Annotated in this window: 26 protein-coding genes; 10 read left to right on the top strand and 16 right to left on the bottom strand. The window is 63.5% G+C overall.

The genetic code is table 11. The features are described from left to right. Positions 1–90: 90 nt before the first annotated feature. Both OO12_RS20385 and OO12_RS20380 read right to left on the bottom strand, forming a co-directional pair. Positions 91–1,368 (bottom strand): MFS transporter, encoded by a 1,278-nt coding sequence (locus OO12_RS20385; RefSeq protein WP_034160556.1) that lies wholly within the window; start codon positions 1,366–1,368, stop codon positions 91–93. Further along, positions 1,365–1,808, bottom strand: a complete 444-nt coding sequence (locus OO12_RS20380) for a MarR family winged helix-turn-helix transcriptional regulator (RefSeq protein WP_034160679.1) — start codon at positions 1,806–1,808, stop codon at positions 1,365–1,367. The genes OO12_RS20385 and OO12_RS20380 overlap by 4 nt, the downstream gene beginning before the upstream one ends. Before the next feature lie 255 nt (positions 1,809–2,063). On the opposite strand from OO12_RS20380, the gene OO12_RS20375 reads away from it, so the two are divergent. Continuing rightward, positions 2,064–2,471 (top strand): hypothetical protein, encoded by a 408-nt coding sequence (locus OO12_RS20375; protein ID WP_034160555.1) that lies wholly within the window; start codon positions 2,064–2,066, stop codon positions 2,469–2,471. A gap of 36 nt (positions 2,472–2,507) precedes the next feature. Here the strand turns inward: OO12_RS20375 and OO12_RS20370 are convergent, their stop codons facing one another. Continuing rightward, positions 2,508–4,685, bottom strand: a complete 2,178-nt coding sequence (locus tag OO12_RS20370; RefSeq protein WP_052216103.1) for a TonB-dependent receptor plug domain-containing protein — start codon at positions 4,683–4,685, stop codon at positions 2,508–2,510. A 200-nt stretch (positions 4,686–4,885) separates the two neighbouring features. Here OO12_RS20370 and OO12_RS20365 point away from each other — a divergent pair, with 200 nt between their 5' ends. Continuing rightward, positions 4,886–5,959, top strand: a complete 1,074-nt coding sequence (locus tag OO12_RS20365; protein WP_034160678.1) for a phytase — start codon at positions 4,886–4,888, stop codon at positions 5,957–5,959. A 75-nt stretch (positions 5,960–6,034) separates the two neighbouring features. Then, positions 6,035–6,532: a c-type cytochrome gene (locus OO12_RS20360; protein WP_160296862.1), complete on the top strand. Its 498-nt coding sequence runs from the start codon at positions 6,035–6,037 to the stop codon at positions 6,530–6,532. A gap of 12 nt (positions 6,533–6,544) precedes the next feature. On the opposite strand, the gene OO12_RS20355 is transcribed toward OO12_RS20360, so the two are convergent. Together OO12_RS20355 and OO12_RS20350 are read right to left on the bottom strand one after the other, a co-directional pair. Further along, positions 6,545–8,083, bottom strand: a complete 1,539-nt coding sequence (locus OO12_RS20355) for a hypothetical protein (RefSeq protein WP_152616551.1) — start codon at positions 8,081–8,083, stop codon at positions 6,545–6,547. 357 nt (positions 8,084–8,440) lie between these two features. Continuing rightward, the gene (locus OO12_RS20350; RefSeq protein WP_034160552.1) at positions 8,441–8,794 is read right to left on the bottom strand and encodes a hypothetical protein; all 354 of its coding nucleotides are present in this window, start codon (positions 8,792–8,794) and stop codon (positions 8,441–8,443) included. A gap of 359 nt (positions 8,795–9,153) precedes the next feature. Between OO12_RS20350 and OO12_RS20345 the strand changes: the two genes are divergently transcribed. Then, a complete protein-coding gene (locus tag OO12_RS20345) occupies positions 9,154–9,630 on the top strand; it encodes a hypothetical protein (RefSeq protein WP_034160551.1) in 477 nt (158 codons plus the stop codon). Here OO12_RS20345 and OO12_RS20340 read toward each other — a convergent pair. Next, positions 9,593–11,020, bottom strand: coding sequence for a transglutaminase-like domain-containing protein (locus OO12_RS20340; RefSeq protein WP_034160550.1), 1,428 nt, complete (start codon positions 11,018–11,020; stop codon positions 9,593–9,595). The two genes, OO12_RS20345 and OO12_RS20340, sit on opposite strands and share 38 nt — an antisense overlap. Before the next feature lie 162 nt (positions 11,021–11,182). Between OO12_RS20340 and OO12_RS20335 the strand changes: the two genes are divergently transcribed. Both OO12_RS20335 and OO12_RS20330 read left to right on the top strand, forming a co-directional pair. Further along, a complete protein-coding gene (locus OO12_RS20335; RefSeq protein ID WP_235364910.1) occupies positions 11,183–11,377 on the top strand; it encodes a hypothetical protein in 195 nt (64 codons plus the stop codon). Then, on the top strand, positions 11,367–11,594 hold the full coding sequence (locus OO12_RS20330; protein ID WP_052216101.1) for a type II toxin-antitoxin system RelE/ParE family toxin: 228 nt from the start codon (positions 11,367–11,369) through the stop codon (positions 11,592–11,594). The genes OO12_RS20335 and OO12_RS20330 overlap by 11 nt, the downstream gene beginning before the upstream one ends. A gap of 67 nt (positions 11,595–11,661) precedes the next feature. Here the strand turns inward: OO12_RS20330 and OO12_RS27620 are convergent, their stop codons facing one another. Together OO12_RS27620 and OO12_RS28715 are read right to left on the bottom strand one after the other, a co-directional pair. Beyond that, a complete protein-coding gene (locus OO12_RS27620) occupies positions 11,662–11,871 on the bottom strand; it encodes a YegP family protein (RefSeq protein ID WP_082006679.1) in 210 nt (69 codons plus the stop codon). Between the two features lie 221 nt (positions 11,872–12,092). Further along, entirely contained in the window at positions 12,093–12,395 is a 303-nt protein-coding gene (locus tag OO12_RS28715; RefSeq protein WP_235364909.1) for a hypothetical protein, read from the bottom strand. Positions 12,396–12,405: 10 nt separating this feature from the next. Here OO12_RS28715 and OO12_RS20325 point away from each other — a divergent pair, with 10 nt between their 5' ends. Continuing rightward, complete coding sequence (locus OO12_RS20325) at positions 12,406–13,023, top strand: hypothetical protein (protein WP_160296860.1); 618 nt, start codon at positions 12,406–12,408, stop codon at positions 13,021–13,023. An 86-nt stretch (positions 13,024–13,109) separates the two neighbouring features. Here OO12_RS20325 and OO12_RS20320 read toward each other — a convergent pair whose 3' ends face one another. From OO12_RS20320 to OO12_RS20310, 4 genes are read right to left on the bottom strand one after another with little or no spacing between them, the layout of a single operon-like run. After that, positions 13,110–14,174: a ribonucleotide-diphosphate reductase subunit beta gene (locus OO12_RS20320; protein ID WP_034160547.1), complete on the bottom strand. Its 1,065-nt coding sequence runs from the start codon at positions 14,172–14,174 to the stop codon at positions 13,110–13,112. 10 nt (positions 14,175–14,184) lie between these two features. After that, positions 14,185–14,373, bottom strand: a complete 189-nt coding sequence (locus OO12_RS28210; RefSeq protein ID WP_152616549.1) for a hypothetical protein — start codon at positions 14,371–14,373, stop codon at positions 14,185–14,187. Further along, positions 14,370–14,570 carry a hypothetical protein gene (locus OO12_RS20315; protein WP_034160546.1) on the bottom strand — a complete coding sequence of 67 codons (201 nt, stop codon included), beginning with the start codon at positions 14,568–14,570 and terminating at the stop codon, positions 14,370–14,372. Before OO12_RS20315 ends, OO12_RS28210 begins: the two co-directional genes overlap by 4 nt. Further along, entirely contained in the window at positions 14,567–14,878 is a 312-nt protein-coding gene (locus OO12_RS20310) for a hypothetical protein (RefSeq protein ID WP_200887522.1), read from the bottom strand. The genes OO12_RS20315 and OO12_RS20310 overlap by 4 nt, the downstream gene beginning before the upstream one ends. Before the next feature lie 74 nt (positions 14,879–14,952). On the opposite strand from OO12_RS20310, the gene OO12_RS20305 reads away from it, so the two are divergent. After that, on the top strand, positions 14,953–15,195 hold the full coding sequence (locus OO12_RS20305) for a DUF2171 domain-containing protein (protein WP_034160545.1): 243 nt from the start codon (positions 14,953–14,955) through the stop codon (positions 15,193–15,195). Between the two features lie 92 nt (positions 15,196–15,287). On the opposite strand, the gene OO12_RS20300 is transcribed toward OO12_RS20305, so the two are convergent. The 3 genes from OO12_RS20300 to OO12_RS20290 all read right to left on the bottom strand — a co-directional run bounded on the left by OO12_RS20300 (position 15,288) and on the right by OO12_RS20290 (position 18,914). Further along, entirely contained in the window at positions 15,288–15,698 is a 411-nt protein-coding gene (locus tag OO12_RS20300; RefSeq protein WP_034160544.1) for a hypothetical protein, read from the bottom strand. 32 nt (positions 15,699–15,730) lie between these two features. Next, on the bottom strand, positions 15,731–17,740 hold the full coding sequence (locus OO12_RS20295; protein ID WP_034160543.1) for a ribonucleoside-diphosphate reductase subunit alpha: 2,010 nt from the start codon (positions 17,738–17,740) through the stop codon (positions 15,731–15,733). A gap of 460 nt (positions 17,741–18,200) precedes the next feature. Next, the gene (locus OO12_RS20290) at positions 18,201–18,914 is read right to left on the bottom strand and encodes a haloacid dehalogenase type II (RefSeq protein ID WP_034160542.1); all 714 of its coding nucleotides are present in this window, start codon (positions 18,912–18,914) and stop codon (positions 18,201–18,203) included. Between the two features lie 61 nt (positions 18,915–18,975). Between OO12_RS20290 and OO12_RS27125 the strand changes: the two genes are divergently transcribed. Beyond that, a complete protein-coding gene (locus OO12_RS27125) occupies positions 18,976–19,389 on the top strand; it encodes a hypothetical protein (RefSeq protein ID WP_052216100.1) in 414 nt (137 codons plus the stop codon). Between the two features lie 19 nt (positions 19,390–19,408). Here OO12_RS27125 and OO12_RS20280 read toward each other — a convergent pair whose 3' ends face one another. Continuing rightward, the gene (locus OO12_RS20280; RefSeq protein WP_034160541.1) at positions 19,409–20,302 is read right to left on the bottom strand and encodes a LysR family transcriptional regulator; all 894 of its coding nucleotides are present in this window, start codon (positions 20,300–20,302) and stop codon (positions 19,409–19,411) included. 96 nt (positions 20,303–20,398) lie between these two features. On the opposite strand from OO12_RS20280, the gene OO12_RS20275 reads away from it, so the two are divergent. After that, positions 20,399–21,394, top strand: coding sequence for an aldo/keto reductase (locus tag OO12_RS20275; RefSeq protein WP_034160540.1), 996 nt, complete (start codon positions 20,399–20,401; stop codon positions 21,392–21,394). Positions 21,395–21,403 lie beyond the last annotated feature (9 nt).

Here is a 21,403-nt window from a genome sequence, read left to right as displayed (position 1 = left end):
CGATGTGAAAGAGCGCGCCGGAACCCGGTCGGGTCGCTGGCGGATGCGACGCTGCCACGATCGGTCCCCGGGTTGAATCGCGTCGCTCGTCTAAGTCGAATACTCCATCGCCACCGCCGCCGGGCGTCGGACGCCCCAGCCGATGATCAGCATTGAAGCGGCAAGGGCGAAGGCGCCAGCGATCAGAAAGGCAAGCGTGTAGCTGCCGGTTTGTTCGCGGATCAGCCCGGCGCCGAACGCAGCGGTCGCCGCGCCGAGCTGATGGCCGACCAGCACCCAGCCGAACACGATCGGCGCCTCGCGCTCGCCGAAAGAGAGGTTGGCGAGCTTCACGGTCGGCGGCACGGTCGCGATCCAGTCGAGGCCGAAGAAGATCGCGAAGATCGTCAGGCTCGCCGGGCTGAAATCGAGGAACGGCAGCGCAAGCAGCGAGAGGCCGCGCAGGCCGTAATAGACGAAGAGCAATTTGCGCGGATCATAGCGATCGGTGAGCCAGCCCGAGGCGGTGGTGCCGACCAGGTCGAACAGCCCCATCATCGACAACAGGCCGGCGGCCGCGATCGGCGCGATGCCATGGTCGCCGCAAAAGGCGATCATATGCGTGCCGATCAGCCCGTTGGTGGTCAGGCCGCAGACGAAGAAGGTGCCGAACAACAGCCAGAATACCGGTTGCTTTGCCGCCCGGAACAAGGCGGCGAAGGCGAGCATCGGCGAGGCGGCCTGTTTCATTGGCGGGGGCGGTTCGCTTTCGTCGGTCTCCCCGAAGCGGCGCGTGCCGACATCGCCGGGGCGTTCGGGCACGATCCAGGCGACGAGTGGGACCAGCACGAGACAGGCGATGCTCACCGCCATCACCACTGGCCGCCACGCGCCCTCCCGCGCGAGCCAGGCGAGCAGCGGCAGGAAGACCAGCGCGCCGGTCGCGGTGCTCGCACTGAGCAGGCCCATCACTAGCCCTTGCCGTGTCGCGAACCAGCGATTGACCACTGCCGCGCCAAGTACCGAGGCGACCGCGCCGCTGCCGATGCCGGAGACGACGCCCCAGCTGAGCACATACTGCCAGGGCAGAGTCATCCACAGACTGGCAAAGGTCGAGGCGGACATCAACGCGAGTCCGGCAAGCATGGTGCGCCTGATTCCGAATGATACCATCAGCGCCGCCGCGAACGGGCCGACCAGCCCGTAAAGCAGCAGGCCGATCGCCGCCGAAAAGGAGATGGTGGCGCGGTCCCAGCCGAAATTGACCTCCAGCGGGACCATCAGCACGCCGGGGGCGGAACGCAGGCCAGCCGAAATGAGCAAGGCGCAGAAGGTTACCGCGACGACCACATAGGCATAGCTGCGCGCGGGCAGGCGGAGTGTCGTCATCGTGCGTCTCCCGCAATCGCGGTGAGAGTGCGCAGCATCGTCTCCAGCGCTTGCCAGTCGTCCACACCGAACTCGCCCAGGATACGCGTCTGCGCCGCTTCCCAGGGTTCGGTCGCGCGCAACATTGCCGCATGGCCGGCATCGGTCAGCGAAGCGATCCTGGTGCGTCCTTCGGGCGCCGGCGCGATCGACACCCATTCGTGCCGCTCCAGCGGGGTCAGTGCGCGGTAGAGTGAGGTGCGGTCCATCACCAGTTGTTCGGCAAGCCGGCTGAGTGGCACTTGCCCGCCGCGCCAGATATGCCGCAGGATCGAGAATTGCGCGATGGTCATGCCGGTATCGGCAAGCGCGGCGTCATAGACACCCGACAGGGCGCGAGATGCCTTGCGCAGTGCGGTGCAAGCGCAGGCCGCGTCGGCGATCGAATCTTTGTGATGCATATGCATGATGTATTTGCATCATAGATGAGGGTCAACCGGGAAGATCGACAGCCGGGCGATTTGCAGGTTGCCCGTTGTCGCATCCATGGCATGCTTCATTTGGTCAGCGCGGCGTCGGGTTGAATCATGTCCCCCTGCCGTTCGCGCCGAGCTTGTCGAAGCATCGCTTTTCTTCTCCCCTGTCAGGAGAGGAAAGAACGGCCCTTCGACAAGCTCAGCGCGAACGGCAGGGGCGGAGCGCGTGAAGGGGAGAGAATGGCCAGTTCAGCAGCGATTGTGATCCGCAGCGTCCTTGCGACGGTGGCGGGCCTGGCGGTGGTGGTGATCGGATCGACCGTCACCGACCAGGCGATGCATGCGACCGGCATCATTCCCCCCGGCGCGATGTGGAATCCGTGGCATAATCTGCTCGCGCTGGCCTATCGCTGCGTCGTCGCCGTTGCGGGCGGTTATGTGACCGCGTGGCTCGCCCCGCGCAATGCGATGCGGCATGTCATGATTCTCGCGGTGATCGGGCTCGCCGCCGGCACCGCGGGCGTGATCGCGACCGCTGGGCTCAATCTCGGGCCGCGCTGGTATCCGATCGCGGTTGCGGTGACCGGCTTTCCCTGCGTCCTGATTGGCGGACTGTGGCAACGCCGGCGGGCCGCCCTGGCCGCCTGAGGCGACAAGCGGGGCAGTCACCGGCCACCTTGGGGATCAGAATGCCGCGCGCAGGGTCACTTGGTACAACGGGCCGGCATTTTCGCGCTCAAGTTCGAATTCGTCGACAATGCCGTTGCGGCGGTTGCTGAGGATTTCCTGGTATGAATCGCCGTCATATTTGAGGAACGCCTCCTTCTTCGAGCGACGCAATATGTCCTGCACCGAGAAGCGCAGCACGAAATGCTTGCCCAGTCGCTTTTCGACGAACGCCTCCAGATCGGGGTCGTAGGTCAGGTCGACCGTCTCGTCGAAATTGGATTCGGTCGCCTTGGTGCGTCCCGATACCGTCGCGCCGAAGCTGGCATTGAGTTTCTTCAGCGTGTGGATGAAGCCGGCGTTATAGACATGGTGCGGCTGATTGTTGAATCGCCGCTTTTCACCGGTGAAGGGATCGCGGATCGAGCTGTCGAGATAGGTGTAGTTGGCGAACAGGCCGGTGTCGGGCAAGCCGATCACGTCGAGCGGTGCGGAGAAGTCGATTTCGGCGCCCCACACCTTGCCGCTGCCGACGTTGCGCGGTTCGAGAATGTCGAGGCCGTCGCCGTTCTTTCTGCCGGTATCGACCGTCTCGATGACGTCGGCCACCTTGCGGTAGAAGAAATTGATGCCGAAAATGCCCTGGCGACCGAGCTTGCGTTCGTAACCGACATCGACGCCCCAGGCCCGTTCGTTGCGCAGCAGTGGATTGCCGCGCGTGACATTCTCATCGACCGGTTCTTCTTCCTGCTCATAAGGCGTGATCAGGTCATAGTTCGGGCGGCGGACCGTGCGCGCGATCGAGGCGCGGAACTGATCGGCGCTGGTCGGTGCATAACGAAGATGCAGCGAGGGGTTGAGCGATTCGGTGTTGTAGCGCGCGCTTTGGGTCAGCGTGGCCGCATCGACCAGGTTGCTGCGGACATTGCGGCGGGTGATTTCGTAGCGGACGCCGGCGTCGATGGTCAGCAGCGCATTGGGCTCGAAGGTCACGCGCGCATAAGGGTCGTAGCGCTTTTCACGGATCTTGAAGGTCGATCCGGCCAGCGCCTCGAGTTCGCCCTTGTTGTCGAATGACGGGTTGGAGCCATTGCGCGTCTTGTCGAGCAAATCGATCCCGGCCTTGAAGCGCAGTGCGTCGCCGCCGATCGCATAGGAGAGGGTGCCGGTATATTCGTCATCCTTGATGTTGAGCTTCTCGGTGCCGTCGAGCACGAGGCCGGGCATCACGCCCTTTTTGTCGGCCTTGGCCTTGTCGACGCGGACATCGGTATCTTCGCGATAGCCTGACCAGCTGGCGGCAATGCCCACCGTCCCGCCGGCGAGTTCAAAGGCACCATCGGCGTTGATCGCATAGGTCTGCTGGTTGATGTCCTCATGCTGGGTTTCGATCTCCGAGAGCTTGAGCGGATTTCCCTTGGACGTGACCGAGCGTTCGAATTCATCGCGGTTGGTGTCGACGAAGAAGCCCTGCAAGCGGATGAAGCTCTTGCCGCCGAAATCATGGCGGATCTCGGCGCTGCCCGACAGATCGCTGCCGTCGCGCGTATCGTCCTGCAGCTCGGTATCCTTGAACTCGGGATCCTTCTCATCGCGCGGGCCGGTGGTGAAATCGTTGAAGCGCAGCGACACCTTCTTCTTGGCGTTGCGACGCTCCTGATAGTTGAGTGCGCCCCAATAGGAGGTGTTCTCGCCGATGCGTCCGGCATAGGCGGCGCCGAGCGACGGGCGGACGGTGCCGTCCTTGTTGATCAGCGCGCCGAGCTTGGCGAAGCCGCCTTCGAAAGTCGCCGCTTCCTTGGTGATGATATTAAGCGTGCCGGCGACGCCTTCGCTTGGCTGGTCGGCGCGCGGCGAGCGGATGATCTCGATCTTCTCGACCAGCTCAGCCGGGATGCGGTCGACGAAGAAGCTGCGATCGGCCTCGCCGCCGGGCGCGCGACGGCCATTGATCAGCACCTGGGCATAGCCGGGCGGCAGGCCGCGGAACTGCACCGCGTCATACTCCAGCACGTCGGAGGTGAAGGTCACGCCGGGCACGCGCTTGAGCATCTCGCCGACCGAGACGGGTTCGAAGCGCTGGAAATATTCCAGGTCATAGGACAGTACCGGATTGGGGTCCTCGGTCCGGTTGCGGAAGATGATCGTGCCGTTGACAATGATGTCGCTTGCCTGCTGCTCCTGGTTTTCCGCCACAGGCTGCTCATCTGTGGCCGAAGGTCCGCCAATATGTTCTTGTGCTACCGCAGATATTGGTAACATCAGCGCAGAATAGGCGCATCCAGCAAGCAATGCCCGAGTAAAAACCATGACGGCCCCCGTTTAGTATTATAAATTGACTTGAGGCGGCGTGACATGCCAACGGACCCCATCGGCAGCGCAGGTAGGTAATGATTATGACATGGTCGCGGAGTCTTGGTTTCACTTCAGTGACAGTTTTAGTGGCGCTTTTGTTACTGGGTGGGTGCGCGACGGCGAATGCGGCTGCCGAAGTGCCGGTGGAAACGCGCATCGCCAATGCGTTACCGGCCAAAACCGTTCAGGCGGCGGGTGAGACCGAGGCGGTGGCGACCGCCAATGCCGATGCGGCGGACGATCCCGCAATCTGGCGCAATGCGGCCAATCCGGCGGCGAGCCTGATCGTCGGCACCGACAAGAAGGCCGGGCTGTACGTCTATGGCCTGGACGGGCGGTCGCGCGATTTCGTCGATGCCGGGCGCGTGAACAATGTCGATCTGGCGCAGGTGAAGACGGTAACGGGCGAACGGATCATCGTTGCGGCGAGCGATCGCAACGACTTGGCCAATGCGCAGATCGCCCTGTTCGCGCTTGACGGCGCGACCGCGAAGCTGACGCCGCTGGGCAAGATCGCGGCGGGGGCCGGCGAGGCTTATGGCATTTGCCTCTATCACGCGCCGGGCGCGCTTTACGCTTTCATGGTGGTGAAGGACGGGACGATCCGCCAGATCGCGATCGACCTCAGCGGCGCGACGCCGCAAGGAAAGGTCGTGCGGACGATGAAACTTGGCACGCAATCCGAAGGCTGTGCGGTCGATCCGGCCAGCGCGCGGCTCTATGTCGCGGAGGAAGATGTCGGGCTGTGGCGTTTCGACGCGCGGCCCGAGGGTTCGGTCGAGCCGGTCAAGATCGCCGCCGCCGATGGCAAGGCGATCGTCGCCGATGCCGAAGGAGTGGCGGTGGCCGATGGCTATGTCGTGGTGTCGAGCCAGGGCGACAATGCCTATGCGGTCTATCGCTTGTCGGACGAGGCCTATGTCGGCCGGTTCCGCATCGCGGCGGGCAGTTTCGGCGCCACCGAGGAGACCGACGGGATCGACATTGTCGCGGGCGATTTCGGTCCGGCGTTTCCCGACGGCATCATGGTTGCGCAGGACGGCATGAACGCGCCGCGCGCGCAGAATTTCAAGCTGGTGCGCTGGGGTGAGATCAAGGCGGCGCTGGGGCTGTGATCCGCCATTGCCTGGGTGCAAAAGAGGGCATAGCCTCACCGCACTCTTGCAGGAGATCGAGCAATGCGCGGCGGAATGATAGCGATCCTGGGTTCGGCCCTGGTCCTGGCGGCGGCGACCGGCGCCAATGCGGGTGGGCAGACCGCCCCTGCCGCATCGACACCGTCGCGGGCGGTGAGCGTGCCGGTCGATCCAGCGGCGATCCTGGCGGGGCGCAAGGCGGCGTTCCTGCTCTCCGCGGCCAATTTCGGCGGCATGAAAGCCGTGATCGACAGTGGCGGTGACGTCACCAAACAGGCATTCGCGGCGCGATCGCTGGCCAATTGGGCAAAGGCGCTGCCGGGCATGTTCCCGCCGGGCAGCAATGTGGCGCCGACCGAGGCGCTGCCCAATGTGTGGACCGACCGTGCCGGGTTCGACGCGAAAGCAGCCGCCTATGCCGAGGCTGCCGGCAAGCTCGCGGCACTGGCCAAGGCGGGTGACAAGCCCGGCTTCGCTGCGCAGTGGGGCGAAGTGGGCAAGACCTGTGGCGGGTGTCACGACACTTACCGCAAGGACGACAAGAAGGGCTGACCGGCCCGGCCCTTAGTTGCGCGGCGGTTGCCAATCGCCTTGCCCGACATCGACGAACAGGCGGATCAGCTCGAACGGATCCTCATCGCCCATCTCCATTTTGCCGTCCGGCCGCAGCTTGCCGCACGCGGTGAGCAAGGTGGTTTCCCCGCCGCTGCCGGGCGCAACGCTCGCCCAGCCACGCTTGTCCGACGTCAGCAATGTGCCGTCCAGCTGGTGGAAACCGATGCTGAGATCGCGCGAGCGATGCGCATCGCAATCGAACTCGCTCAGCGCGACGCTGGCGATCCGTTCCTTGCCCTCAATGGCTGCGCCATAGACCTGGGCGCGGATCAGGGTGCCGGCGCGGACGATCGAATTGCGGTCGATCATCATCATCGAATGGCGGTCGCCATTGTTCGCGATGCTCGTCACGACCAGGTCGCGGGCGGAATCGGCCGATGACGCGGGCAGGCCAGCGGGCAGGCATTGCCGGAAGAAATCGCGCATCGTCTGGCGGCCCGGGCGCAGATCGAGCGTCTGCCCGCGCACTGTGTCGCCGCTGCGGACCCGGATCGCCATCTCGCGCGTGTCGATCAGGCGCCGGGCCATCTCCGCCGGGATCGCGCGGGTGAAGGTGACGCGGTCGTTGATCGCTTCCGCGCCATCGGCCCCAGGCATTTCCGTTCGTCCGTCAAGCTCGACATAGGCCTGGGTCGGTCTCGCCGCCCATGCCCGCGCACGTTCCGGTGTCACGATCAGCGCGGCGGTCATCGCCAGCCTGCCCTGCGGGCAGAAGAACAATGCGCGGCTGGTCATGTCGTGATGCCGTTGCTGCACCATCAGATAGGGGCGCATCCCGGCGGTGCCGATTTCCGCGATGGCGGGTTCGGCGCCATTATTGGCGAGGCGAAGGCGCAGTGCGGTGTCGGGCGAGAGCCAGCTGATATCGTTGGCGTCGGTCATGCTGGCGAGCGAGAAGAGCCGCGGCTCGACGCCCATCTCGATCAGGTAATCAATATACTCGGCGCTGGCGAGCTGAGTCCATTTCTCGGTCTCTTTGGTCGGCCTGGCGCGCGTGGCGAACTGGTGGATGCCGAGCGGGCCGCTGCGCGCGGTCAGGAAACGGCCGACGCCGCCGGCATAGGCATCGGCACAGGCGCTGGCGCAGACCGCGTCACCGGTCGGCCGGCCGATATCGGTGTTGAAGCGCAGCGCGCGGATCATGCGGCCCAGCGCCATTCCTTCGTCCATCAGGCCGCCGCTCGAATCGAAATAGATCGTCGCGGATTTGATTCCCCGGTTGCGGACCAGCGTGCGCAGCCGGTCGACAGTGCCGCTCTGGATCGAGCCGCTGGCGAGGATCGCAACCCCGTCGCCGAGCGTGGCGCGGTTCGCCTCGCGAAAGCCGGGCGCGTCGATCACGCGGAAGGTCATCGGTCGCTGATCGGTCGCCGACGCCATGTGCGGGGCGAGTGTGAGGAAATATGAAGCCAAGGCGGCGAGCGTGGCGCGGAGGATGTGGTGGCGGATCCTTCCGGCGCGCAGTGCCGGTGATGGCGCGTTGTTCAAGATCCCACTCCCCCCGAGGTGGCTGCCGTCAGTCCGATGCGCCGTCGGATAAGGCTAAGGGGTTGCCGGTTGCGCGTCCAGTGTACCGCGCCGGTACCGGTTGCCGTTATGTCGGAGTGTGGGTGGATGCTCGATGCGTGCATGATGGCAGCGATACTGGACGCAGTTGCGGCGCAGGTGAATCAAAGGGTAACCGGGGTGGGGCCGGCATGAATCCGCCTGTCGCCGCGGCGGGGAAATTCCCGTGGTTGCGGGAATTGCTGCGGGAACATGCTTTTTTGCGCGTTCTGCGGGACTCTGCGGGAATTTCTGCGGGAATTTTGATGGAGCCGCACGGGAATTTGACCGGGAAATCCGTCATGACGCAGCGTCCTTTGCGCATCGCCGGAGCAGGGCAATCGCCATGTGGACTCGCCACAGGCCGAACGGCACCAGCGCCGCACCCAGGACGCGGTGCAGGGGCGGGTCGAAATGCAGCACTGCCCAGACGCCGAGCGCGGCGAGCGCGAGCCCGGCCAGGACATTCACCACGCCGCCACCGATCCATTGCAGCGTCACCAGGCGGGTCGCGACCGCCAGGATGGGAAGGGCGATCCTGAGGTCGAAATAGCTCGCCAGCGCGCCGAGCCCGACCAGCAGCAACGGGACCACCGCCAGGCCGAGCAGGATGAACGCCATGATGGTGATCATATGGTCCAGAAGCGGGTTCATCAGGGCAACCTTTGGAGCGTTGGACTGTGGGGGCGCGGCGGCGAGGAGGAGAATGACGGATTGCGGGGTTCAGCATATCGCAACTGCCATGCGGTTGAGCGCGTGCCGTGCGTCATGCATCGCCGGGAATGGACGATGGTCATTGGGTCTCGTCATGTCAAAGAGCGGGCCGGTGGTTATGGGCATGCCGAATGATGCGACGCTGCATGCGATTGTCGCAGGAGTGAATCGAGCCAGTGACGGAGCGCCGGGTGTCGGGCGCGCGGGAGATGGCGACCTGACGCGCGATGCAGCCGGATCGGACGGTGCGAATTGCAATGCGGCCATGATCGGATATGCTCCTGCCGGGAGATCGATCCATGAGCCTGTTTCCGCGTATCCAGAGCCCGTGCCCGTACAAGGGCAATCTTTCCGACATCATGGACGGCAGCCTGTGCCGGCTGTGCAAGCGCGAGGTCTATGATTTGACCGCGCTGAGCGATGGCGAACGGCAGGCCCTGGTGAACGGCTGCGAGACGGAAATCTGCGTCAGCTATACGGTGAGCGCGCGTTCGGTCCTGGCCGCGGCGGCGATGGGCATGGCGGCGATGACCACACCGGCCTTTGCGCAGCAGACGCCGCAGGCGGGGCCAGTCGCCGCGGCGCTTGATGACGCGACCGAGTTCTCGGACATCATCGTCGGCGGCCTGCGTGCGCCGAAGCAGGCGCAATGGGTGAAGGACGAGCCCGTGAGCGACGCGCCGGCTCTTCCGGTCACTTATGATGATCCGGCGCCCGCGCAAGGCGCGGATCAGGCGGTCATGGCCCCGGCAGCGGTGACGCCGGCCGCTTCCTGACCTCGGTCATTCCCTGCCAGTCGAGCAGGCCGGCGATCTGCGTCGCCGCGGCGATGGCCCATGGTTCGCCATCGCCGATCGCGAGCGCGATATGCGACGCATCGAAGCTCCCGAACGAGATATCGAAGCTTTTCCACGACCCGTCGACATAAGCGACCACCCAGCTGTGCGGCATGAACGCGTTCCTGGCGCCATGATAGCGCGCGCGGGAATAGATCAGGCCGCTGGCGACCCGCGCCGGGATGCCGGCGGCGCGCGCGAGGCCGGCGAGCAGGGTGGCGTCCTCGGTACAGTCGCCCGCGCGGCGTCGCCATGATTGCATCGCCGAATAATGGCCGTCGAAATCCACATCCTTCAGGCGGCGGCGCGCGAGGCGCTCAAGCCGCTTCATCTTGCCGATATCGTCCTGCGCGGCGGTGGTGATGCTGCGGACCGCGCGCCGGAGTTCAGGCGCATCGCTTTCGATCCATGTCGATGCCCGCCGCCAACGCGCCAGATTGGACGGATCGGTCGACAGGCCAGGGCCACAGGACGCGCAAATATCGAGCAGCAGCGCGGCGCCCTCGATCGCCAGACGCTGTTCGCCAGTCACGGGCAAAACCGGGTGGAACATGGCGGGCAAGCCGAACCGGTAGCGAATATGGCCATCCAGTGCGGCGGGCGAGATCGCATAGGGCGACGCGATCATCTGGTGGCGCGTGGTCGGCGCCTTCAACTCCTGCGGCGCAATCGGCCGATCGGACCGTTGCAGGATCACGCTGTTGCCGGGCAGCGGCTGTTCGGCGCGCACGATGCGGCCCTTGTAATCGAGCTTGATCGACCAGACCAGACCGGGCAGCCCGTCCCGCCAGGCCGACAGGATCAGGTCGCCCTTACTCCCTCCCTCGGACCGCTGCCATCTTGTGCCGGATACTGATCCTGAGACCGGATCGACGCCGGGACGAGGCGCTGTGTCGGTCGTCGCCAGCCTTGCCTCCAGCTGCAGGATGGATTGGCCGTCATCGCCCGCGACCTCGGCGGCGTTTTCGAGATCGGGCGTGCCGTCATTGGCCAATGCCGGGTTGGCCTGAACCGAGACCGCCTGCAGCCGCCGCTTCTTGCCGTCCGCTGACTCGATTAAAACCCGGGTGGCTCTGCCCTGGGCATCAAGTTCGCGTACGGTGCGGATATGCGAGCGGGTTTCATCATGCCCCTCGACGCGAAAGGCCATGTCCCTTTCCCGGGTGATCCGGGTGCCGTTCGGGGTGGTCGCTATGGTCTCGTGCTGCCACCCGATCAGCTGGTCACGCTGATCGACGATGCGAAACCATATATCCTCCTGCGCGCCCGCAGCCGTGGGCCATAGCAGCAGGATGGCTGCGCTCAGTCCGAAGTTCAGTCGCGAATGCATGTGGGGAATGGTTGTCGCGTGGTCAGGTGCAGTCAAGCCTGGGCTCGGTTTCCCGTGAGCGATCTGCATAGTCCCTTTTGTGCGATATAATGGCGGGTGGCGCGGATCAAACAAACGTGCGGCTGCTGGCTATGGGTAAGGCTCGCTATGGCGTTACGCGATGTGATGACTTATTTTCCACCCGTGAAGCCGACCTTGCCTGAACGCGACGAGCTGGAAGCCGAAGGCGGCGCGACCGAGACCGGCTATGCCGACTGGAAGCGCGCGAAGGTCGAAAAGGGGCTGGCGCAAAGCCGTGACCGCAAGACGATGATTCCAATCGAGCAGATCTGGTCCGACCTCAAGCTTGAACGGTAATTTCACGCCGCAGGCGCGGGGTGATTTGCTGGCGATCCGCGACTGGATCGCGGCCGACGATGACCGCGCGGCGGATCGCGTGGTCAGCCGGATCGTGCAGACGGCGATGATGTTCGGGCAGTTTCCGATGCTGGGTCGGTTGGCTAGCGGCGTTCGCCAATGTCTAATTTGGCGTGCTGTCACCTTTGTTCCGAATCGATTTTTTGCCTGCATCTAGACACAGGCATGCGCATCTGAAAAAAAAGGGGGCGGTGATTACGCCCCCTCCCTAGTATGAATTTCAACTAAGCTGCGTTAGAGTCAATGTTCGGCACGAACACCGTACTTGTGCCTGAGCCCTGCATCAGGCTGATGCCGTGACGACAATCAGAGCGCTTAACGTAACTCTCGCTGCTGACGGCGATAGTGCGTCCGTTGCTGGCGCCATAGGTCCAGCGCCATTCGCCGCGAACGTCGCGGTACATCCAGTATGACGGAAAAGTACGATTGGTCATTTTAAACGTCCTTCTATTGCAGTTGCTAAACTGCGAACGAGAACGTATGTCTAACTTGCACGGTCGAGGCATACGTCTCACCACTGAGAGAATGCTGTAACATCCTCTCAGGTTGGGGCGGGGTCGCTAACGCGACCCCGCCCTTCGCGATTCCGCCATAGGGACTCTGTGGCCAGTGGTCAATCGCATTTTTTACCAAACTCGAGAATATTCTTCACCGATTAGGCTATTTGCAGTTGCATAGCCTTCACGTTGGCGGTCACGTTGGCGGTCACGTTGGCGGTCACGTTGGCGGTCACGTTGGCGGTCACGTTGGCGGTCACGTTGGCGGTCACGTTGGCGGTCACGTTGGCGGTCATGATCTCGAATTCACGGCGGTAGATTTTAGACACATATTCGTATAGACTTTGACGATGGCCTTTTGGAGCTAGTTCAATGGCAAGTTTAAATCCCCGCGATCGAAGCCGGAGTCCGCGTTTTCCCAGCTGTCCGCTGAGCGAGGCGGTCACATATGCGCGGCGCATATACGATGGTGTGCACCGTAGTCCCATTGATGCTTCGATAGCTTTTGGTTTGATGGGGTTTAGTGGTCGTAGTGGTGCGAGCTCTACGGCCCTGGGGGCGGTGCGTCAGTTTGGTCTAATTGAAGGCAGCGGTGGCAACACTCGAGTTAGCGAGCTGGCGTTGAAGATTTTAGAGCCGTCGTCAGCCACGGAAAAAATTGAAGCGCTACGGATCGCCGCCCGGGAACCCGAGGTTTTTCGCGCTATCTTAGATCGCTTCGACGAACGAATTCCTACTGCCGATGAGCCCGTTAGAGCGTTCTTGATCCGCGAGCTGGGGTTTTCGAAGGGAGGTGCGGAAGATTGCTTGTCATCGCTTCGTAAGACGGTCGAGCTCATCGCTCAGTTTGCAGATACTAATCTCCCAGTCGTTATTTCAGAAGACGAATCTGAAACTCACGATGCCGATTTACCGGTTAAGCGCTCGGAAATCTCGAAGGCTGGCGCAAAGGCAAATAGCGTTTATCGCATTCCGCTAACTCGAGATTGCGTTGCCGAGGTCAGTTTCCAGGGCGATGTCACTGAGAGAGCTGTTGAGCGCTTGATGATGCATATTGAACTTATGAGAGAAGTTTGGGCTGAGGATTAAATCGCTTTTGTGAAAGTGCCTATGTTCTTGTTCGGCATCGTTAATGATGCGCAGGAAGTGACCGAAATCGCTTCCTGCGCAAGATTTTACTCCGCCGCCACGCCAGCCTGCGAGAACATATCCCCGCCGGCGTCCCCACCATTGGCATCCTCGTTCGCCGCCGGCCCGGCCTTTGCCTTTTGACGCTTGTCGAAGCCGTCCCACACTTCGTTCCAGTTGCCGCGCGTCGCGGCCTTGGAATATTCGGTGGCGCGCTGTTCGAAGAAATTGGCGTGCTCGACGCCATTCAGCATCGGGGCGAGCCAGGGCAGGGGATGGTCGTCGACCATGTAGATCGGCTTGAGGCCGAGCTGACCCAGCCGCCAGTCGGCGATGTAGCGGATATACTTCTTGATCTCCTTCGGGGTCATGCCGTTGACCGGGCCCATTTCGAAGGCGAGATCGATGAAATTATCCTCGAGATGCACCGTCGTCTGGCACATGTCGCGAATGTCCTGCTTCACCGCCTTGGTGTAGCAATCGCGTTCCTTCACAAAGGTGTGGAACAGCTTGATGATGCCTTCGCAGTGCAGGCTTTCGTCGCGGATCGACCAGGTGACGATCTGGCCCATGCCCTTCATCTTGTTGAAGCGCGGGAAGTTCATCAGCATGGCGAAGCTGGCGAAGAGCTGAAGCCCCTCGGTGAAGCCGCCGAACATGGCGAGCGTCTTGGCGATGTCCTCATCGGTATCGACGCCGAAGCCCTGCAGATAGTCGTGCTTGTCCTTCATCTCGGAGTATTCGAGGAAGGCGCCATATTCGCTTTCGGGCATGCCGATCGTGTCGAGCAGATGGCTGTACGCTGCGATATGCACCGTCTCCATATTGGAGAAGGCGGCGAGCATCATCTTGATCTCGGTCGGCTTGAAGATGCGGCCATATTTCTCATGGTAGCAATCCTGCACCTCGACATCGGCCTGAGTGAAGAAGCGGAAGATCTGCGTCAGCAGATTGCGCTCATGGTCGCTGAGCTTCTGCGCCCAGTCGCGGCAATCCTCACCGAGCGGCACTTCCTCCGGCATCCAGTGGATCTGCTGCTGGCGCTTCCAGAAATCGAATGCCCAGGGATATTCGAATGGCTTGTACTGCTTGCGGGCTTCGGTGAGGGACATGGACGGGTCCTTACGCTTTTGAGTTCATGAAATAGACGAAAACGAGAATACAAAATGTGCCGATCGCGCCAATGCGGACTGCCTTGTCAGCCCAGGGCAGATCGTCGAACAGGCGATCACCGGCCGCACTGCGGGTCAGCAATTGTGGCGCTAATCCCAACCCGATGCAAAGGGCGGCAATGAGCCAGAGCGGTGTCATGCTTCCGTGCCCCACTGCCACATCGCGGTTGCGGAGAGCGCGAGAACAACGCCCAATGCCACGGCCATGATCCCGACCATGCGGAAGACATAGACTCTGGCCGGGCCGGCGGGCCGCAGCAGCGCGAGCAGCAGACCCGCGCCGACCAGGGCGAAGACCAACGCGACCGCGTACATGATGGCGATCTGCAGCGTCATCGCGACCGGCGCCGATCGATATAGATCCGCCGCGAGCCGCGATGCGAGCCGACGCCGAACACGACGATGCCGAGGAAATAGCCGAAATCATACCAGCCGCCATTATTGGGCACGGCATAGACCGCGACGTCGGGCATGAAGAGCGACAGGACCCAGGCGACCGGGAAGATGAAGCCGTGCCACAGGCCAAGCAGGAAGCCGGGCGCGGTGGGCGCGACTGCGGCGGGTATCTGGTGCGCGCAGGCGGTGAGCGTCGCCACAAGGGCGAGTGCGACGGTCAGGCGCAGGCGCGGTGTGGTGATCAGCATGGCCGGCTCTCCCGTGCATCCATTCGCGCCGGCACGCGTTCAATCGCGGCAACCATAACCAAGGAGCGACGAGCATGGCCGATCTGAGCGCAGTCAAGGAACATATGGACGTCATCGGCGCCGACGGCGTGCATGTCGGCACCGTCGACAAGGTCGAGGGCGACCGGATCAAGCTGACCAAGGCCGATAGCGGCGCGGGGAGCCATGAAGGGCATCATCACTTCATCTCGGGCGGCCTGGTCGCCGATGTCGAGGACGATACGGTGCGGCTGAGCGCCAATGCCGATGTCGCGGTGAGCTTCGAAGAAGAAGCCTGAATCAGCGCCGGGGGCGGTGATGTGCATACGCATCGCCGCCCCAACCTCGGATCCGGAAACCAACCCAGTGGCGCGCAAGGGTGCCGCGATGGTCACCGGCCCGCGTCGGGCGCGTTCGTCGCAAGGCGGCGGGATTCAGTGACGGGCAAGCCGCCCTCGGTCGGCACATAGATCAGCGATGCGTGGCTCGATTCCAGCGCCTGGATCTGCAGGTAGCGCAGATAGCCTTCCGGACCACCCAGGCTGTTCTGCAGAATCGCATTGGCCTGCGCTGCGCCGCGCGCCCGGATCACCTCCGCCTCGGCGAGCGCGATCGCGCTTTCCTTCTTGGCACGTGCTTCCAGGATCGCGACCTGACGCGACGATTGCGCCTCCGCCAGCGCGGCTTCGCCGGCCAGCCGCTGCGAATAGACGCGGTACTGCGGATAGGCGAACAGGGCGATCACCAGCAGCAATGCGCCCGCGATGATCGCCACCAGCGTACAGCCCGTTTTCTGATCCATGTCGCTATTCCCGTTAGCGCGTCAGCCGGCCTTCACTGGCAGGCGAGGCACTCATCATAATCCTTCGATTCAACCTGGATTTCGCGCAGGTCGATCGTGTTGTCGGCTTCCACCCCACCGGCGAAACCGGCGCGCTGGATCGACTTGGAGCGGAGATAATAGAGCGACTTGATGCCCAGCTCCCAGGCGCGGAAGTGGAGCATCAGCAGGTCCCATTTCTCCACATCGGCCGGGATGAACAGGTTCAGCGACTGCGACTGGTCGATATAGGGCGTGCGATCGGCGGCGAGCTCGATCAGCCAGCGCTGGTCGATTTCGAAGCTGGTCTTGTAGCAATCCTTTTCCTCGGTGCTGAGGAAGTCGAGATGCTGGACGCTGCCGCCCTGCTCCAGGATCGAGTTCCACACCGCGTCGCTGTTCTTCGATTTCTCGATCAGCAGCTTTTCGAGATACGGGTTCTTGATCGAGAAGCTGCCCGACAGCGTCTTGTGGGTGTAGATATTGGCCGGGATCGGCTCGATGCAGGCGCTGGTGCCGCCGCAGATGATGCTGATCGACGCGGTCGGCGCGATCGCCATCTTGCAGCTGAAGCGCTCCATCGCGCCCTGGTCGGCGGCGTCGGGGCAGGGGCCGCGTTCGACCGCGAGTTGCATCGAGGCTTCGTCGACCTGCGCCTTGATGTGCTTGAACATCTTCAGGTTCCACGACTTGGCCATCGCGCCTTCGAAGGCGAGGCCGCGCGCCTGGAGGAAGCTGTGATAGCCCATCACGCCGAGGCCGACCGACCGTTCGCGCATCGCCGAGTAAGCGGCGCGTTCCATGCCGGGTTCGGCGCGGTCGATATAGTCCTGCAGCACATTGTCGAGGAAGCGCATGACGTCCTCGATAAAGCCCTTCTGGTCCTTCCACTGGTCCCAGGTTTCGAGGTTGAGCGAGGACAGGCAGCAGACCGCGGTGCGGTCATTGCCGAGATGGTCCTTGCCGGTCGGCAAGGTGATTTCCGAGCACAGGTTCGAGGTCGAGACCTTCAGGCCGAGGTCGCGGTGATGCTTGGGCATCGCCTTGTTCACATGGTCGGAGAAGACGATGTACGGCTCACCGGTGGCGAGGCGGGTCTCGACCAGCTTCTGGAACAGGCTGCGCGCATCGACCTTGCCGCGCTCCGACTGATCCTTCGGGCTGCGCAGGGTCCATTCCTTGCCGTCGCGCACCGCTTCCATGAATTCGTCGGTGATCAGCACGCCATGGTGCAGGTTCAAAGCCTTGCGGTTGAAATCGCCCGACGGCTTGCGGATTTCGAGGAACTCCTCGATCTCCGGGTGGCTGACGTCGAGATAGCAGGCGGCCGAGCCGCGACGCAGCGAACCCTGGCTGATCGCGAGGGTCAGCGAATCCATCACGCGCACGAACGGAATGATGCCGCTGGTCTTGCCGTTCAGCCCGACCGGCTCACCGATGCCGCGCACATTGCCCCAATAGGTGCCGATGCCGCCGCCGCGCGAGGCGAGCCAGACATTCTCGTTCCAGGTGTCGACAATGCCATTGAGGCTGTCGGGCACCGAGTTGAGATAGCAGCTGATCGGCAGGCCGCGGCCGGTGCCGCCGTTCGACAATACGGGGGTCGCAGGCATGAACCACAGCTGCGAGATCGCGTCGTACAGGCGCTGCGCATGCGCGGCGTCATCGGCATAAGCGGAGGCGACGCGGACGAACAGATCCTGGTAGCGCTCGCCCGGCAGCAGATAGCGGTCGGTCAGCGTGTCCTTGCCGAAATCGGTGAGCAAGGCGTCGCGCGAATGATCAACATCGACCGGATAGAGCTGCGGCTTCACTTCCTTCGAATCGCCGCGTGCGTCGAGCTTGCGCTTGGCGGTGCCCTTGCCCTTGTCGTCGGGGCCCTTGTCGTCGAGGCCCTTGTCGTCAGGGCTCTTGTTTTCCGGGCCCTTGTTGCGAACGGACGCCTCGGTGGTGGTGCCCGTGGTCGCTTCCATCGCGTCGGTTGCCATGTTTACGCTCGCTTCCTGACCGTCTCTGAAATCCATCGAATGCCGCCCTTGATCAAATCATGTTTACCGGATCGGTGTTCCCGCTCCGTTCGAATCGGGGGCGAACCCCCAAGCTACCATTTTCGGGCGACCCAGGGAGAACAAATCTTGCCCCTCGCGCCACCGTGATGGCGCGTGCGGGTAAGCTCGCAATATGGTGTTGCGACTGATGTTCTACCAGCTCTTGGGTTCGCCCCCGAACTCAACCCCTACAGATTGTGCCCATTCTGGTCAGGTGGCAAGACGGTAAATGACAAATTAGAGACTCGGTTCGTCGCTATTTTGAGTCGGTTCATAGCGGCGGCGAACCGTCGCACCGTAGCGACGCGTGGTCAAAGCTGGCTTTGCCGAAAGGCAAGAGGACGAATACGGAACAGAGAAAAAATTCGCGAAAAAACCGCAGCGGAATCCGGCGGTGATTCAGATCGCGAAAAGTGCTCCAGATTGGTAGTCGGCGCTATCGTTCCAGGACGTCGGCGAGCGCGGTGAAGCTGTCGGCGCGATAGTCCCAGTCCTGCGCCAGATGCGCGTCGGGCGCGATTCGGCCGCCATATTCCATCGGGCGATGGACATAGGCCGTCATCAGGCCGCAGGCGCGCGCGGCGGCGAGGTCGCTATGGTGCGCGGCGACCAGGCACAGCGCGCCCGGTGCGATGCCAAGGATGTCGGCGGTGCCGAGATAGGCCTGGGGCAGCGGCTTGTAGTGACCGGTCGATTCGGCGCCGAGGATCGTGTCCCAGGGCAGATGCGCCCGGCGCGACATTTCCAGCGTGAGCGCGGTGTTGCCGTTGGACAAAGTGACGATCGCGAAGCCGGCCTTCAGCCGCGTCAGGCCCGCGACCGCGTCGGGCCAGGGATCGAGCCGGCGCCAGGCCTTGGCGAACGCGTCGAGCGCGACGTCGTCGATGCCCGCCGGGTCGATGTCGTGGCGGGCCAGCAGCGCCTCGAGCGTCTCGCGATTGAGGATGTCGAGCCGGGTATAGGGCCGCCGTCCGCTGCGGCATTCCTCCATCGCCGGCTGATAGAGGCCGCGCCACTGGTCGGCGAACTGCGCGCCGTCGATTTCATGCCCGAGCGTGGCGAAGAAGGCGTCGGCCGCGCGCGCGATGCCGGTGCGCCAGTCGACCACCGTGCCGAACACGTCGAAGGCGAGAGCGGTGGGGGTGGGCATGCGACTCTCCAGATGGCTATCCGCTATGGTAGACGGACGTCGAGCCCTTTAGCGATGCCGAATGGACTATCCCCACCATATCGATTTCGTCTGGCTGGCCAGTGATCCAGACGGCCAACTCGCTGCCATGATCACGGCGGGTAGCGGGCCAATGCCCGATGCGCTGCTCGCGGCGTTCGAAGAGTTGCCGGATCTGGAAAGCTGGATGTTGGGCCTGCCGCATATCGCGGACGCGATCCTGCTGGTCGATGTACCCGATCCCGCCAGTTGCAGGGCATTGAGCGAAAAAGGCCTGTTCGTTTACGACTGGACCGATATTCACCGGCCGACATCCCAATGCCTCAACGCCTATGAGTTGGTCGCGCGGCCGTCCGTCACGCTGCGGCTTGAAGAACTCCCGTCAGATTTGCGTTCGGCAGCCCAGCATGGTCCCTTGCACACGAGCTTTGGCTCGCCGGTCATCAGCTTTCTTTAAAAGAGCGGCAACCGCCCACTCATCCACCCGCCTTCACGAAATCAATGAACGCCCGTAGCGGCGCGGGCATGTGGCGGCGGCTGTGATAGTAAAGCGAGGGGCCGGGGAAATCCTCCTGCCAGTCGCTCAGCACCTCGAGCAGCGCGCCGCGCTCGATCTGGGGCTGGAGAAAGTCCGCGAAGCCGGCGATCAGGCCGAGCCCGGCCAGTGCCGCAGCCATGCCGATCGCTGGCGACGAGGAGATCAGCGGCCCCTCGGGTGTGATGCGGAAGCGTTTGCCGCCACGTTCGAAATCCCACAGCGCGAGATGGCCGCTGGCGAAGCGATGGCCGATCCGGGCATGATCGGCGAGGTCGCGGGGATGTTTCGGCACGCCGTGCGCGGCGAGATAGGCGGGCGATCCGGCGACGGCGAAGCGCTGATGTTTCGGGCCGATCGGGATCGCGATCATGTCCCTGGCGATGCTCTCCTCATACCGGATGCCGGCGTCGAAACCATGCGCCAGCACGTCGAGAAACGTGTCCTCGGCGATGATCTCCATGCGGATGCCGGGATGCGCGGCGAGGAAGCGCGCGACGATCGGCGGCAGGATGTAATGCGCGACGACCGTCGGCACATTGAGCCGCAGCGTGCCGCTCGGCTGGCCGTCCTGTATTGCCAGGCCGTCGAGCGCATCGCTGATTTCGGCCAGCGCCGGGCGCAGGCGTTCGAGCAGGCGCTGCCCCGCCTCGGTCGGCGTCACGCTGCGCGTGGTGCGGTTGAGCAGGCGCACGCCGAGATCACCCTCCAGCCGCCGCACCGCATCGCTGAGCGATGAGGCGGAGACGTTGCGGCGCTGCGCGGCGGTGCGAAAGCCGCCGGCCTCCGCGACGCTCGCGAAGAGCCGGATATCGTCGAGATTGGGTGTGGTCATTGTCCGACTTTCCGCACGGGCCGTTCCAATAACATCGGCTTATCGCACGATCGGTGGGGCGATATAAAGGGTCAAGAGATTTTGAGGAGACAGATCATGGAACAGCGCAATCTAGGTAACACCGGTCCGGCGACGGCAGCGATCGGGCTCGGCTGCATGGGCATGTCGGGCATGTACGGCCCGGCCGACCGGGCGGAGGGCATCGCGACGATTCATGCCGCGCTCGATGCGGGCGTGACCCTGCTCGATACGGGCGATTTCTACGGCATGGGGCATAATGAGATGCTGATCGGCGAGGCGGTGAAGGGCCTGTCGCGTGATTCCTATCAACTCAGCGTCAAGTTCGGCGCGATGCGCGATCCGGCGGGTGGCTGGTCGACATATGATGCGCGGCCCGAGGCAGTGAAGAATTTCCTCGCTTACTCGCTGCAACGGCTCGGCGCCGAGTATATCGATGTGTACCGTCCGTCGCGGCTCGACCCCGATGTGCCGATCGAGGAAACGATCGGCGCGATCGCCGAGATGGTGAAGGCTGGCTATGTCCGGCACATCGGGCTCAGCGAAATGGGCGCGGAGACGATCCGGCGCGCGGCGGCGGTGCATCCGATCTGCGACCTGCAGATCGAATATTCGCTGATCTCGCGCGGGCCGGAAGAGGCGATCTTCCCCACCACGCGTGAACTCGGGATCGGGGTCACCGCCTATGGCGTGCTGTCGCGCGGGCTGATCAGCGGGCATTGGCGGAAGGACGCCAGCCGAGCGGGCGATTTCCGTGCGATGAGCCCGCGCTTCCAGGCGGGGAATGTCGATGCCAATCTCGCGCTGGTCGATGCCTTGCAGGTGGTGGCCGCGGCGAAGGGCGCGACGGTGGCGCAGATCGCCATTGCCTGGGTCGCGGCGCAGGGGCGGGATATCGTGCCGCTGGTTGGCGCACGGCGGCGGGATCGGTTGAGCGAGGCGCTTGGCGCGCTGGACGTGGTGCTGAGCGCTGCGGACCTTGCGGCGATCGAGCACGCCGTGCCCAAGGGAGCCGCGGCGGGCGATCGCTATCCGACGCCGTTGATGGCGCATCTCGATAGCGAGCAGGGGTAATCTCAAATC

Source organism: Sphingomonas sp. ERG5, from assembly GCF_000803065.1.
Lineage (GTDB): Bacteria > Pseudomonadota > Alphaproteobacteria > Sphingomonadales > Sphingomonadaceae > Sphingomonas.
Note: the sequence above shows the minus strand (reverse complement) of the source record. Positions and strands in the feature narration are given on the sequence as shown.